Raw genomic sequence first — 12461 nt, forward strand, 5'->3', positions numbered from 1 at the left:
ATGAAGACACGGGCTTTTTTAAACTCCATAAAAGGGCTCGTAAGCTTTCACCTTGCTGTTAATATAGCTATTGTGATTTTTATCACAGGAGCCTCCTACTATCACACACCACTAGAAGGCGGCAAAGACACGCTTGTGTATCTAGGGCATCTGGCTTTACTGCAAAGTACCGTCGCAGGGTTCATCTATTTTTTAACACTCAACAAGTGGTTATTTCGCTTGGTGTTTTCTGCTCTGTTTCTATTCTTTTGTAGTTTTTCATTTTTCGTATACACACAAGACATCTCTGTCACACCAGGTTTGATTCAGGCTGTTTTTGAAACCACACCAGACGTCGCTATAGACCTAATAACACTGCCCTACATCGCCTTTCTCATAGCCGCGACACTTGTGCTTGTTTTCTTTATAAAATGGCATAATAGGCTCCGTGCTAAAAAAGCAATCTTTCTGTTTTCAATTATTGCAGCCGCTTGTATTGCTTTATTTTTTATTACTGAATTGAAGCGTCTTAATACGCTTAAAAGTAGACTACCGTATAATGTCTTTAATGGTGTTGAGGATTACTACAGCGCTCCAAAATTTCAATTAAATACAGCGCTCCCACGAGGGACTAAAAAAACAGATAGCCTAACCGTAATTTTTGTTTTGGGCGAAACAGTGAGAGCGGATCATTTGGGTATAAACGGTTATTCAATGAACACAACCCCTTTATTGTCTAAGCAAGACATTATTAGTTTTCCCAACATTTATACGAGTAATACATATACAGGGGCAAGTATACCTCAAATATTAACAGACAAAAAACTCAATATTGATAAAGAAAGCTATACGAGTATTTATTCGCTAGCAGCAGCAGCAGGAATAGAGACCACTTGGATTGGGAACCAAACTTTAGAGTCTTCTTTTGCGGCTATTGTTGAAACAAATGAAGCAGTCATCCTAGTAGATAAATACAAGTCTGAATACAGTTTTAATAAAGAACTGGATGAGGTAATGCTGCCTTTACTTGACAGTGTTCTAGGAATAAATACAAGTCAGTTAGTTACGCTCCATATGATGGGAAGTCATTGGTATTACGAGAATAGATATAGCGATGACTTTAGAGAATTTACACCTGTGATAACCTCAAAGTATATTCCTTCTTTGACTAAAGAAGAGATGATTAATTCTTATGACAACACTATTTTATATTTAGATTTCTTTTTAAACCAAGTGATAGAGCGAGCAGAGAAAAACGGAGTGCCAACGGTTGTTTTTTATATTTCAGATCACGGAGAGTCTTTAGGAGAAAATGGACAATACCTTCATGCTGGTTCTGCGGAAGAACAAACGAATCCAGCCATGTTATTGTGGTTATCCGCATCTTTTAAACAGCGGCACAAGCGCTATGCACTTAAAATTTCCGACGCAAGAAACAGGGCTCTTACTACAGATATTGTGTACGACTATCTGCGTGGTATATTAACGATCGAAGAATAGGTTTTCCAAAAAAATTAGGAAAAAGGCTTGCTAAGTGTACATTTTAAGATAACTTTAAGTGTTGTAAATCAACTATTAACCAGTTATTAACAATCATACGTGAGGGCTGGAGGTATATTTGTTAAACAAACACTACTAACAAAAATAATATACAATGGCATCAAACACGGGACAAACGTTATTAGCGCTTTTAACAGGAGCAGCAATAGGAGCAGGAATAGGAATTCTCTATGCGCCGGACAATGGAGAGAAGACAAGAAAGAAAATTAAGAAAAAGGCCGCCAAGGCACAGAAAAGATTAACCAAACAACTTAAGGAATCACAAGAGGTTCTTGATACAAAAGCAAAAAACACAAAGTTAACTTTAGAGCAAAAACTAGAAGAGACATTATCTTCTGCTAGTTTTAAGGCAGACGACGTGTTATCTGCTTTAGAAAGTAAACTAGATAATTTGCGTAAACAAAATGCGAGATTGCAAAAAGGCGTAACGGCATCCAAAGTAGAGACAGCTACCAAAAAAGCAACTGTATAATATGGCTTTTGAAGCGCTATCAGAAAATCTAAACAACACAGGAGAGAAGACGCAAGAATACGTTGAGACAACAGCGGAGTATTATAAACTTCGCCTTTTTAAATCTTCAATGAAATTTGCTACATCCCTTATAAGCATGCTTGTTCTAGGGAGCGTTGCATTACTCTTATTGTCTTTTATGTCCTTTGGGGTTGCACTTTACCTAAGTAGGATTATCGGCTATCCATCTTCAGGGTTTTTTGTGATAGGAGGTTTTTTTCTTGTGGTCTTCTTATTTACATATTTTTTTGGAAGGAAGATGATAGTAAAGACAATCTTAGAGAAGTTCTCAGAGCTTATTGTTGAAGAAGATGACACTTCACCTTCAGACATAGCAAATGAGAGGGCGAAGTCTAAAAAAACGAAGGGAACACCATGAGTGGAAAAAAAAAATATTCGAATTTTGAAGAGGTAGATAGAGATCTAAAAAGACTTTATTTACAATCTGAAATATCTAAAGAAGAACTTAAGCTTAGTTTTCATATGACTAAAGAAAGCGCTAAACCCAGCAAGCTAATTACCGGACTTATTGGCGGAGTGGCAACTTCTACACTCTTGTTAAAGTTACTTATGCCTCTATTTTCTTTTGGTATTGGGAAGTTCTTAAAGAAGTATAGATAGTGAACTTATTTAAAAAGTTAAAAGCCCCAAAGTAAATAAATACCTGGAGGCTTTTTTTTGTTTTTCTGAATAAAAATAACAACAATAGGCATACTTAATTAAAGTATGACATCGTCATCTGCCTTTGGTGTAGTAGGCTTAGCTCTTGATTGTTTCTTCTTATTAGTAATGCCTTTTGCTGCATTGCTCAACTTCATCTCCTCGCCTATTTGATTACTTGCCACAAAAGAAGCAATCATATCGTTTAGCATATTACTTCCTGCTTGTGGCGAATTAGGGAGTAGAATTAAGTTTGTATTTGTTGCTTCACCTATAGACTGTAAAGTATCATAATGCTGTGTTACAACAATTAATGCAGATGCCTCTTGCGAGTTAATACCCACGTTATTTAATACGTCTACAGATTCTTCTAACCCTCTTGCAATCTCACGACGTTGGTCTGCAATACCTTGTCCTTGTAAGCGCTTGCTTTCTGCTTCTGCTCTTGCCTTAGCAACAATCATGATACGCTCTGCTTCTGCTTCATATTCTGCAGCTACCTTTTCACGCTCAGAAGCGTTAATACGGTTCATGGCCGCTTTTACTTGAACATCTGGATCAATATCTGTAACCAAGGTTTTGATAATATCATATCCATAATTAGTCATCGCTTCGTTTAATTCTTGTTTTACCGCGATTGCAACATCATCTTTGCGTTCAAAAACATCATCTAGTTTCATTTTAGGAACCTCTGCACGAACCACATCAAATACATAAGAAGTGATCTGATCGTGTGGATTCTCAAGTTTATAAAAGGCGTCATATACGCGCTCTTTTACCACTTGAAACTGTACTGAAATTTTTAGTTTAACAAAAACATCATCCTTCGTCTTCGTCTCTACTAGAACATCTAGTTGCTGGATTTTTAAATTAATTCGTCCCGCGATACGTTGTACCACTGGTATTTTAAATTGCAGCCCCGAATTACGAATGCTGCTAAACTTTCCAAAGTTTTCTATAATAGCAGCGGTTTGCTGCTTCACAGTAAAGAAGGAAGAGAGAAGTAAGAAAAATAAGATAATACCTATTGGTATCAATAAAATTAAAGCAGGTCCCATAGACGTTTTTTTTAGTTAATAATATTTTGAAGATACAAATTAAAGCTATTTTAGCCTACTAATTAATCTACCTATTTTATGAGTCGTTTATCCTTTCTTTTTGTTACGCTTGCTTGTTTAAATATGCAACAGTCGTTTGCTCAGCGCAACTATAATGATTACAATAGAATAGGCGCTCAAGCAGGGTATATTTTATTTGACATCACCACGGAAGATTTTATTAGCACACAGGGAGAAGGTTTTGGCGCGGGTTTTACCTCCAGAGGTTCTTTTTGGAATTCATTTGATCTTATTTATGGCCTTAATTTTATGGGGAGCAACGTTTCTATACAGGGTACAGACGGTGTAAAAACACAAAATATAGACTTTAGTATTCAGGGCGTACAGATGCAATTTTTAGGAAGTTATAATATTGTAAAACATCATCTAACGCTGGAGTTTGGCCCTACTTTAAATGTAACAGGAAAAATGAAAGTGAAGCGCGATGCGCAAAGCGAATTCCTTATTGAAGGCTATAATGAACTCACCGCAGCAGATCTAGAAAATATTTCTCCTATTAACTTTAGGGTCGTGGGTGGCCTTTCTGCGGGGCTTGAAAGCTTCAGGGCGACTGCTCAATATCAATACGGAGTAACAAATGTTCTCAATCGACTCAATGATCAAGGCCTAGAAAAAAATGATTTTAAAGGGAATAGTGGGACGATACTTTTGGGGGCCGTTTTCTATTTTTAAGCTATAAACTTCACCGCATTCTCTAAACGTTTTACCGTTTCGTCTTTTCCTAAAAGTGAAGCAATCACAAACACATCAGGCCCTTTCATTTCGCCGACTAAGGCTAAACGTAAAGGCATCATTACAGGGCCAAAACCCATCTCTTCACTATTAATCCATCCTTTTACTTTGTCTGAAATGTTACTCGCGCTAAAGTCTTCAAGGTCTTTTAAGATGTTAAAAATGTTTCCTAGAATTTCTGGGGTGTCTTCTTTAAAAGCTTTTTTAGCGGCCTTTTCATCATACGTTGTAGGAGTTTCAAAGAAGAAACCTCCTTGCTCCCATAGATCTTCCACAAAAGTTGCTCTTTCTTTAAGTAAAGGAACAATCAAACCTAAGTCAAGCGAAGTCGAGACCCCTTTGTTATCTAAAAACTTTTGGAACTGAGCAGCCAAAACATCCTCGTCCATCATTTGTAAATATTGATTCTGGAACCATTTACTTTTATCAGGATCAAATTTTGCCCCCCCTTTACTCACACGCGAAAGGTCAAAGGTATCTACTAAGCCCTGTAATGTAAATATTTCTTGTTCGGTACCCGGATTCCAACCTAAAAATGCTAGCATATTAAGCACAGCTTCTGGCAGATAACCATCTTCACGGTATCCAGAGAATGTATCTCCTTCTGCAGTTTTCCATAGCAATGGGAAGACAGGGAAGCCCATTTTATCACCATCGCGTTTGCTTAGTTTTCCCTTTCCTACAGGCTTCATAATAAGCGGTAAGTGTGCAAATTGTGGCGCATCCCAACCAAAAGCTTTGTATAACAACACGTGTAATGATAACGATGGCAACCATTCTTCACCACGAATTACGTGTGAGATTTTCATCAAGTGATCATCTACAATATTTGCTAAATGATATGTAGGCATCCCGTCACTCTTAAAAAGCACCTTATCATCAAGTACGTTGGTGTCTATCTTGATATCGCCACGAATTAAATCTTGTAAATGTAATGTTTCATCTTGAGGTGATTTAAACCTAATTACATACGGTGTTCCTGCGGCTATCTTTTGTTTCACCTTTTCTTCAGAAAGGACTAAAGAATTATCGAGCTTCTCACGATTATGCCAGTTGTAAATAAACGTTTTACCGTTTGCTTCGTGGTCTTTTCTATGTGCATCCAGCGCTTCTGAAGTATCAAAAGCATAATAGGCATTCCCACTATCTATTAAGTCTTGGGCATAATTTAAGTACAGGTCTTTACGCTCGCTCTGTCTGTAAGGCCCGCATTCTCCTGGTTTTGCAGGGGATTCATCAAAGGGAATATGCAACCAGTTCATTGCGTCTACAATATAGTCTTCAGCACCAGGCACATAACGTGTTTGGTCTGTATCTTCTATACGGAGTATGAAATCACCTCCGTGTTTTTTAGCAAATAAATAGTTGAATAATGCGGTGCGGACACCACCTATATGTAAAGGTCCCGTTGGACTTGGAGCAAAACGTACGCGTACTTTCATTTTTTATCTAATTAATAGTGCAAAAATAGACAGATAAAGTTAGTTAGGTAATGAATCGATGAACTATAATTAAAAAGGGAATATCTCCTGAAATATCAAGTTTTTAAAATGCCCGCTTTTGGAATTCCATTTGTGCTTGAATGATCTGACGAATATTTTAAAGCAGGTAATTAATCGTATTATTTCCGAAGAAAACACGAATCATGATAACTAAACACCTTAAGTATATTTCAATATAGCGTCAGATTAAAATAGCTATAATATTTCCCCAGTTATAAAAGAAGTAAGGCGATTCTAAAAAGGCGCCATGCAGTCACGAAGAACACCACGCACAGAAAACTCTTCACGAAGAGTGGCTTATTTTTTGCTGTAGTAATAATGTTGTAATTTAGAAGTTTTAAGCATACGAAGCCTTTACTATGAGCAATTTTAGCATCATCCAGCAAAAGTTGGAGCAGTTTATCAAAAAGTATTATACCAATGAGTTGATCAAAGGAGCGATCCTCTTTTTTGCTATTGGTTTGCTATACCTCCTAGCCACCTTAATCATTGAATACTTCTTATGGTTGTCCCAAACGGGGCGCACCGTTCTTTTTTGGACATTTGTTGTGGTTGAGCTTGGCCTTTTCGCAAGGTTTATAGCCTTTCCGTTAGCAAAACTTTTTAATTTGCAACAGGGGCTAAGTCATGAAGCCGCTTCAAAGTTGATAGGGAACCACTTTCCGGAAGTGAGTGATAAACTATTGAATGTCATTCATTTAAATCAAAATAGTAGAGAGTCAGAATTACTCGTAGCCAGCATAGATCAAAAAGCGGGTGAGATGGATTTGATTCCATTTAAGAAAGCGGTGAATTTTAAAAAGAACGTCAAATACCTGAAATATGCCGCTATACCTGTGATCATCTTTCTTTTATTTAGCGTGTTGGGAGACAAGAATATGTTTTCAAGCAGCTATGAGCGCGTTGTAAATTATGATACGGCTTATGAGCCGCCGGCACCTTTTAGCTTTTATGTACTCAATGATACGCTGAGTGCTATTGAGAATAAGAGTTTTACTCTTCAAGCAAGAACAGAAGGAAATGTTGTTCCTGAGAACGCAAGTATTTCATATAACGACGAGACCTATTTCTTGAGACAAACAGCCCCAGGATTATTTGAATATACTTTTACGCAGCCCACGCAGCCTATTGAATTTAGATTAAAAGCAAATGAGGTTACCTCACAACCATATTTGATCACGGTTATAAAAACTCCGTCATTGTTGGGGTTCACGATGCAACTAGCCTATCCTGTTTACACAGGAAAGCGTAACGAAACCCTTAAAAGTACAGGAAATGCTACAGTGCCGGAAGGAACGCGAGTAGCATGGAATGTGAATACCGCGAATACAGAGCGGGTGTCTTTAAAGCTCCGTGATACGGCATATCAATTTGCACAGAGCCAAGGGCAGTTTAACTTGAAGCGTGATATTTACAGACGGATGGATTATGCGATTTCCGCATCTAATTCGGCGTTAAACGATTATGAGAACCTTTCGTTTACACTCAATATTGTTAGAGATGAATATCCTGAAATTGAAGTACAATCCAAAAAAGAGAAGACGGTACTAGGCGATGAATTCTATTACCTTGGAAATCTGAGTGACGACTACGGCTTATCAAAACTACAAGTCGTTTATTATCCAGAAGGAGAAGTCACAAATAAACAAATAATAGCGCTGCCTGTAAGCAAAGGAAGTATTGATCAATTTACCTATGTATTTCCTGGTGAATTAACGCTAGAACAGGGAGTAGCGTACGAGTATTATTTTGAAGTTTTTGATAACGACGCGATTCATAAAAACAAGTCAAGTAAATCTGCTATTTATAACTATCGCAAGCTGACCGATGATGAACTTGAACAAGAGCAGCTTCAGGAACAAGAAAAAACCATTAAAGAGCTAGATAAGTCTCTTGATCAATTTGAAAAACAAGAAGAGCGGTTAGAAGAACTTTCTCAGACACAGAAAGAAAAGAAAGAACTTAATTATAATGACAATAAGAAGTTAGAAGAATTCCTCAATCGCCAGAAGCAGCAGGAGGATATGATGAAGAGTTTTAATGAAAAGCTTAAAGAGAATTTAGAGAATTTTCAAAAAGAAAAGAAGGATGAAGACCCCTTCAAAGAACAATTAAAAGAACGGCTTCAAGAGAATGAGGAACGTCTTAAGGAAAATGAAATGTTGCTAGAGGAGTTACAAAAAGTACGAGACAAAATAAATAAAGAGGAGTTATCTAAAAATTTAGATAAACTCAAAAAACAGAACAAAACACAAAAGAAAAATCTTGAACAACTCCTGGAGTTAACTAAACGGTACTACGTAACCAAGAAAGCAGAGAAGCTGGCAGAAGAAATTTTTAAGCTTGGTGAAGAACAAGAAAAATTAGCTGAAAAGCCAACGGAGGAAAACACAAAAGAAGCACAAGAAAAGCTCAATGAAAAATTTGAGGACTATAAAAAAGAAATGGAAGACCTTAAAAAGGAGAATGAGGGTCTTAAAAAACCTATGGATATTCCAGAAGACATAGGAGGGGAAAAGACAGTGGATGACGAACAGAAAAAAGCAACGGAAAGCCTAGAGAAAAAGGAACAAGGCGCTGCGGCAAAAAGCCAGAAAAAGGCAGGTAAACGTATGAAGGAAATGGGCGCTCAAATGCAATCCTCTATGTCGGGTTCCTCGATGGAATCTATGGAGGAAGATGTAGATATGTTGAGGCAAATAGTAGATAATCTAGTAGTGTTTTCTTTTGAACAAGAAGATACGATGGAAGATTTTAAAGCCATCGATTATGGGAACCCAGTGTTTGGAAAAAACCTAAACAGGCAGAATGAATTAAAGCAAAATTTTAAACATATAGATGATAGTATATTTTATTTGTCATTAAGACAGCCACTTATAGGATTAAAAATAAATGAGTCATTGATAGAAATAGATTATAACATCGAAAAATCGCTAGAGCGATTAGCAGAAAACCAAATGCGCCAAGGTATTTCAAGTCAACAATACACGGTAACTGGCGCAAATGAATTGGCCGTGCTGCTGTCAGATATGCTAAATAGTATGCAAATGCAAATGCAAGGATCAGGTTCTGGTTCTGGTGAAGGAAAAGGAAAAGGCCAAGGAAAGGGTAAGGGACAGGGTCAAGGAGAAGGTTTTCAATTGCCAGACATTATGAAAAAACAAGAGAGTCTTTTAGAAAAATTGAAAGAAGGAATGGGCGAAGGTGAAGAAGATGGAAAGGGAAAAGGCAAAGGAAAAGGCGAGGGAGAAGGAGAAGGAGAGGGAGAAGGAGAAGGAGAAGGTGATGGCCAAGGTCAAGGAGAAGGTGGAGATGGAAAAGGAGGAAAGAGTGGAAAAGATGGCGAAGATGGGACTCCGGGTGAGAGCGAGAATAACGACGGCGAATTATATGAAATTTACAAAGAACAACAACAGTTACGGCAGCAACTTGAAGATAGGTTAAGTAAAGAGGGCTTGAACGGAAAAGGTGGAGACATTTTAAAGAAAATGGAAGGGGTCGAACAACAGCTACTGGACAAGGGTTTTAATAGAAGTACGCTAGAAAAAATGCTCAACCTAAACTATGAATTATTAAAGCTTGAAGACGCAGATTTAAAACAAGGACAGGATTCTAAAAGAGAATCCTTGACAAATAAATCGTCATATAATAATACAAAACGGCTTGCTCCAGATGAAATAAAAAAGTACTTTAATACTACGGAAATTCTAAATCGTGAAGCCTTACCTTTGCGACAGGAATTTAAGCAAAAAGTACAAGAATATTTTAAAGCTAATGATTGATTTTTTTTCAGAAACAGATTTTGATTTATCTAAACCTGACGTGATTACCGCGTGGATATTAGAAACTATTATAAATGAAAAACATGAACTTGGTGAAGTAAGTTTTATCTTTTGCGACGATGCATATTTACACAAGTTAAACATTCAGTTTTTAGATCATGACACACTAACAGATGTGATCAGTTTTGATAATAGTTTGGGCATACAAATCCATGGCGAGATTTATATCTCCATAGAGCGCGTACGTGAAAATGCCCGTGCTTTTTCAGAATCTTTTAATGAAGAATTGCATCGCGTGATGATACACGGAATACTACATTTTTGTGGATACAAGGATAAGACAACAGAAGAAGAGCGATTAATGCGAGACAAAGAAAATAATGCATTAGAACTTTTAGGCAAGAGATAAACTGCTCGAAATCAATAAAATACACTTTAACTTACTGTGGTAGAGATAATTAACTATCTTTGCGAACTTAAAAATAATCATAACAAAGATGCCAAAGAAAACGCCTTGTTTTCTTAAAAGGTTTCACGTGGAACAATACAATATGTTTGATAAAATCTATGACGTAATAGTAGTCGGCGCGGGGCACGCTGGCGGAGAAGCTGCTGCTGCTGCTGCCAATATGGGCTCTAGCACCTTGCTTATTACAATGAATCTCCAGAACATCGGTCAAATGTCGTGTAATCCCGCTATGGGAGGTATCGCAAAGGGGCAAATCGTTCGTGAGATTGACGCGTTGGGTGGTTACAGCGGAATCATAAGTGATGAGACGGCTATCCAGTTTAAGATGCTCAACAAGTCAAAGGGGCCAGCGATGTGGAGTCCACGGGTACAGAGTGACAGAATGCGTTTTTCTGAAGAGTGGAGGTTGAAGCTCGAAAGAACTCCCAACCTTGATTTCTATCAAGAGATGGTTGGTGGTATCGTGGTAGAGGACGGGAAAATCGTGGGTGTTAAAACATCATTAGGCTTAACCGCTAGAGGTAAAACAGTGGTGCTTACTAATGGAACATTTTTAAATGGTTTAATTCATATTGGTGATAAACAATTTGGCGGAGGTAGAGCAGGAGAAAGAGCGTCAACGGGAATTACGAAAGAATTAACCGATTTAGGTTTTGAAACAGGTAGAATGAAAACGGGAACACCGCCTAGGGTAGATGGTAGATCACTAGACTTTTCAAAAATGGAAGTGCAACCTGGAGATGTTGACCCAGAGAAGTTTTCATATTCAAGCAGCACAAAGCCTTTAACAAAACAGCGAGATTGTCATTTATCTTATACAAGCCCTCAGGTTCATGAAATGCTCAAGGAAGGTTTTGATCGCTCTCCGATGTTTAATGGGTCTATTAAAAGTATAGGACCAAGGTATTGTCCATCCATAGAGGACAAGATAAATCGTTTTGCAGATAAAGATAGGCATCAATTATTTGTAGAACCAGAAGGCTGGAATACTGTTGAGTATTACATTAATGGTTTTTCCACATCTTTACCAGAAGATATTCAGTTTAGGGCGCTACGAGAAGTGGCCGGATTTGAGCAAGTTAAATTCTTCAGGCCAGGGTACGCAATCGAATACGATTACTTTCCTCCGACACAGCTAAAGCATACGCTAGAAACAAAATTAGTCTCAGGATTGTTTTTTGCAGGACAGATAAATGGAACCACAGGATATGAAGAAGCTGCGTCACAAGGGTTAATGGCTGGAATAAATGCTGCTTTGTTGGTTCAAGAAAAAGATCCTTTTATATTAAAAAGGAACGAGGCTTACATAGGTGTTCTTGTTGATGATTTGATCACTAAAGGAACAGAAGAACCTTATAGAATGTTTACCTCTCGGGCAGAATACAGAACACTGTTGCGTCAAGATAATGCAGATTTTAGACTAACGCCTAAAGGATATGATTTAGGTTTAGCCAGCGAAGAGCGTTTGCGTGAAATGGAAATCAAACAGAAAAAGAGTGACGCATTTGTGGGCTTTTTTACAAATACGAGTGTACCCCCAGAAGTTTTGAATCCAATTCTAGAATCAAAAGATTCTGCATTGGTGACACAAAGTGATAAAATGATAAGGCCTTTTTCTAGACCAAACATCACGATGGATGATATGAGAAAAATTGAGACTGTTGAAGCATTTATTAGGGAGAATGAACTTGACACAGAGGTGCTCCAACAAGCAGAAATACAAATTAAGTACGCTGGTTATATAGAGAAGGAAAAGAACAACGCAGAGAAGTTAAATAGACTCGAGGGGATTAAGATTCCAGAAAACTTTGATTACACACGATTAAAGTCTTTGTCTTATGAAGCTACAGAGAAGCTAAGTAAAATAAGACCAGTAACTGTTTCACAAGCATCGCGTATAAGTGGGGTTTCGCCTAATGATATATCTGTATTGTTAGTATATATGGGGCGTTAGCGATTTGTTTCACGTGGAACGAGTCGATTTGTCTTTGTGCCTCGGTTGGCAGACAGATAGGATGGTTCGTAGAAAACATGTATTAATACTCAGTAAAAATGATTCTTATCTAAACAAAAATTTAAGTGAGTATTATCACGTTATTAATTTAGAATAAAGAATAATCCGCTTCAAAGGAACAAAGAACACAGTGA

The 12461-nt window shown here is 37.5% G+C and carries 10 protein-coding genes; 8 read left to right on the forward strand and 2 right to left on the reverse strand.

Going from position 1 to position 12461, the window contains the following annotated elements; translation table 11 throughout:
• The 4 genes from ABXT71_RS04120 (at position 1) to ABXT71_RS04135 (ending at position 2671) form a co-directional block, all read left to right on the forward strand.
• Positions 1–1479 (forward strand): sulfatase-like hydrolase/transferase, encoded by a 1479-nt coding sequence (locus tag ABXT71_RS04120; protein ID WP_415372582.1) that lies wholly within the window; start codon positions 1–3, stop codon positions 1477–1479.
• A 154-nt stretch (positions 1480–1633) separates the two neighbouring features.
• Positions 1634–2011 carry a YtxH domain-containing protein gene (locus tag ABXT71_RS04125; RefSeq protein ID WP_415372583.1) on the forward strand — a complete coding sequence of 126 codons (378 nt, stop codon included), beginning with the start codon at positions 1634–1636 and terminating at the stop codon, positions 2009–2011.
• Position 2012: 1 nt separating this feature from the next.
• Positions 2013–2429, forward strand: a complete 417-nt coding sequence (locus ABXT71_RS04130) for a hypothetical protein (protein ID WP_415372584.1) — start codon at positions 2013–2015, stop codon at positions 2427–2429.
• A complete protein-coding gene (locus ABXT71_RS04135) occupies positions 2426–2671 on the forward strand; it encodes a DUF6327 family protein (protein WP_415372585.1) in 246 nt (81 codons plus the stop codon). Before ABXT71_RS04130 ends, ABXT71_RS04135 begins: the two co-directional genes overlap by 4 nt.
• Positions 2672–2769: 98 nt before the next feature.
• Here ABXT71_RS04135 and ABXT71_RS04140 read toward each other — a convergent pair whose 3' ends face one another.
• A complete protein-coding gene (locus ABXT71_RS04140; protein ID WP_415372586.1) occupies positions 2770–3768 on the reverse strand; it encodes an SPFH domain-containing protein in 999 nt (332 codons plus the stop codon).
• A 123-nt stretch (positions 3769–3891) separates the two neighbouring features.
• Here ABXT71_RS04140 and ABXT71_RS04145 point away from each other — a divergent pair, with 123 nt between their 5' ends.
• On the forward strand, positions 3892–4500 hold the full coding sequence (locus ABXT71_RS04145; RefSeq protein WP_415372587.1) for a hypothetical protein: 609 nt from the start codon (positions 3892–3894) through the stop codon (positions 4498–4500).
• Here ABXT71_RS04145 and gltX read toward each other — a convergent pair.
• Positions 4497–6002 (reverse strand): glutamate--tRNA ligase, encoded by a 1506-nt coding sequence (gltX, locus tag ABXT71_RS04150; protein ID WP_415372588.1) that lies wholly within the window; start codon positions 6000–6002, stop codon positions 4497–4499. The two genes, ABXT71_RS04145 and gltX, sit on opposite strands and share 4 nt — an antisense overlap.
• 419 nt (positions 6003–6421) lie before the next feature.
• Between gltX and ABXT71_RS04155 the strand changes: the two genes are divergently transcribed.
• From ABXT71_RS04155 to mnmG, 3 genes are all read left to right on the forward strand, one after another.
• A complete protein-coding gene (locus ABXT71_RS04155) occupies positions 6422–9844 on the forward strand; it encodes a DUF4175 family protein (RefSeq protein WP_415372589.1) in 3423 nt (1140 codons plus the stop codon).
• Positions 9837–10253, forward strand: coding sequence for an rRNA maturation RNase YbeY (ybeY, locus tag ABXT71_RS04160; protein ID WP_415372590.1), 417 nt, complete (start codon positions 9837–9839; stop codon positions 10251–10253). Before ABXT71_RS04155 ends, ybeY begins: the two co-directional genes overlap by 8 nt.
• Positions 10254–10395: 142 nt before the next feature.
• On the forward strand, positions 10396–12267 hold the full coding sequence (gene mnmG, locus ABXT71_RS04165; protein WP_415372591.1) for a tRNA uridine-5-carboxymethylaminomethyl(34) synthesis enzyme MnmG: 1872 nt from the start codon (positions 10396–10398) through the stop codon (positions 12265–12267).
• The last annotated feature ends 194 nt before the right edge of the window (positions 12268–12461 follow it).

It is taken from the genome of Patiriisocius sp. Uisw_047 (assembly GCF_047730165.1).
Lineage (GTDB): Bacteria > Bacteroidota > Bacteroidia > Flavobacteriales > Flavobacteriaceae > Patiriisocius.

Bases quoted from the DNA above. Each gene is read 5' to 3' on its own strand.
- ABXT71_RS04120 (WP_415372582.1), top strand. From the start codon at position 1: ATGAAGACACGGGCTTTTTTAAACTCCATAAAAGGGCTCGTAAGCTTT.
- ABXT71_RS04125 (WP_415372583.1), top strand. From the start codon at position 1,634: ATGGCATCAAACACGGGACAAACGTTATTAGCGCTTTTAACAGGAGCA.
- ABXT71_RS04130 (WP_415372584.1), top strand. From the start codon at position 2,013: ATGGCTTTTGAAGCGCTATCAGAAAATCTAAACAACACAGGAGAGAAG.
- ABXT71_RS04135 (WP_415372585.1), top strand. From the start codon at position 2,426: ATGAGTGGAAAAAAAAAATATTCGAATTTTGAAGAGGTAGATAGAGAT.
- ABXT71_RS04140 (WP_415372586.1), bottom strand. From the start codon at position 3,768: ATGGGACCTGCTTTAATTTTATTGATACCAATAGGTATTATCTTATTT.
- ABXT71_RS04145 (WP_415372587.1), top strand. From the start codon at position 3,892: ATGCAACAGTCGTTTGCTCAGCGCAACTATAATGATTACAATAGAATA.
- gltX (WP_415372588.1), bottom strand. From the start codon at position 6,002: ATGAAAGTACGCGTACGTTTTGCTCCAAGTCCAACGGGACCTTTACAT.
- ABXT71_RS04155 (WP_415372589.1), top strand. From the start codon at position 6,422: ATGAGCAATTTTAGCATCATCCAGCAAAAGTTGGAGCAGTTTATCAAA.
- ybeY (WP_415372590.1), top strand. From the start codon at position 9,837: ATGATTGATTTTTTTTCAGAAACAGATTTTGATTTATCTAAACCTGAC.
- mnmG (WP_415372591.1), top strand. From the start codon at position 10,396: ATGTTTGATAAAATCTATGACGTAATAGTAGTCGGCGCGGGGCACGCT.